This is a genomic window from Spirosoma fluminis (genome assembly GCF_054778895.1).
Map to the genome: position 1 here is coordinate 1 of NZ_BAAGZD010000025.1, position 1405 is coordinate 1405.

General features: G+C 53.3%; 1 protein-coding gene. It reads left to right on the forward strand.

The window, feature by feature from the left end; genetic code table 11:
* Nucleotides 1-1405: beta strand repeat-containing protein (locus ACYVBJ_RS20510; protein WP_460984180.1), on the forward strand; the 1405-nt coding region annotated here is incomplete at both ends.

Genomic DNA, 1405 nt, shown 5'->3' on the forward strand with positions numbered 1-1405 from the left:
TGGTGGTGTATCGGGTTCAGCTACGATTGGTTCGGCGGCCAATGACGGTAACTTCGGCGGTATTCTGCAACAAGGTCAGGGCAACGTGGCTCTCCTGGAACAGAACAACAACAGCCGTCGCAACGGCGCTGAGTACTGGCAGAACGGTACCAACAACGCTGGATCTATTAGCCAGAGCAACGGGTCGGTCAACAATGATGCCTTCATCTTCCAAGGTTACCAGGGCCAGAATGTAACTGGCGCTGCAACTACTTTGGCACAGGCTTTAATTTATCAAGGCCGGGTTAGTGCGAATGATGTTAGCAATAGTGGCGTTATTCCGGAAGCGGTAGCTAGCCGGGCTACGATCACTCAGTTAGCTAGTGCAGTAGTTGCGGGCATTTCTCAGGGTTCCAGAGGCCTAGCCGGTGGTGCTACGGGTGAGTCAGGCCGCGCTGACGGTGTTGAAGCCACTATCCTGCAAACGCAAGTAGCCAGCGTCGCTTATATCGAACAAGGTAGCGTATCAGGGGAAGCTGTTGGTAGCCGGGCTGCCATCGTTCAGAATGGATCGAGCGATGTAGCATTTGTTTTCCAAGGTTCTAACGTAAATGGTTCTGACCTGAATAGTGTGGCTAACATCACACAAATCGGGAACGGTGGTACCATTGCAAACGCTGCGTACATTACCCAAGGCTCTTTTGGCGCTACGGATAATAACACAGCTAATATCACCCAAGGTGCAAACGTTCAGCTTGGCGTTGCCAGCATTCGTCAAGGTAACGGTATTGGCTCCTTCTCGAGCGATGACCAGGCTACCATCAACCAGAACAGTACAGCAACTACGCTGAACCTGACAGGTGCGTTCATCGTACAAAACAGCTCTCAGGACTTCACAGGTGCAGGTGGTGGAGAATCGAATGGCCGTAGCAACCGGGCAACCATTACGCAGGGTACCGGCGTAACCAACGCGCTGGCGATCATCGACCAGGGGTCAGCTCAAGCCGGTGAGTTTATTCAATCTAACCGCAACCAGGCTACCATTACCCAAACTGGTCTTGGTAACTCGTCGTCTCGGGCTCGTATCAGCCAGGGCAAAACCAACCCGCAGGATGCTACGGGTGCTACCATCCCATTAACTGACGTCGGTGGAGTCGTCTTTACCATTGGCCAGTTGTCCAATGATAACGTTGCTAGCATCAGCCAGACAGGACCGAATATCCTGAACAACGCGGTTATCGCTCAGCAAGGCCGCTTTAACACCGCTAGTATCAACCAGACAGGTGGTTCGGGTACGACAGGCTTAATCATCCAGTCGTCGGGTTCGATCCGGGGTCAGGCAGTGATCAACCAAAGCTCGACGGGTAGCGGTAACCAGGCGACCATCCTGCAGTTCACCGGCTCTAACGCCGATGGATTGGATGGC